The organism is Providencia sp. UF-183 (assembly GCF_058246155.1).
Genome location: NZ_JBSICD010000084.1, coordinates 1 through 319, shown reverse-complemented (window position 1 = coordinate 319; position 319 = coordinate 1). Strand labels below are relative to the sequence as shown.

The following is a 319-nucleotide window of genomic DNA, read 5'->3' as shown; positions in this document are numbered from 1 at the left end:
AGGTCGCCTTCACGTGCACCCGCAACACCATTCCATTGCATTGTGTTATCACCCGTTAAAATTTGACCGCCACAGGTTGTTTTATCACCAACGCGTAAAAAGTAACCAATTGCCATGAACATCCCTTTATTTAGCTTAAGTTTGATTGTATTGTTAATGAGCAGTAAAGGATTGACAAGTTAATTTTAATAATTTTGGCTAATTACAATAAATAAGAGTGGCTGGCGATTTTTTTTATATAATATTAATATCTAAAATAAATAGAGTATTATGGTAACGGCTTATTTAAGGCAGTAATGGAATTAAGTAACTCAATTTT

1 protein-coding gene is annotated in these 319 nt (G+C 32.6%); it reads right to left on the bottom strand.

Features of this window, described 5'->3' with window-relative positions:
• A partial coding sequence (locus tag AC4IFT_RS22455) for a PAAR domain-containing protein (protein WP_490751057.1) occupies positions 1–116 on the bottom strand: 116 nt, incomplete at its 3' end.
• Positions 117–319: the final 203 nt, after the last annotated feature.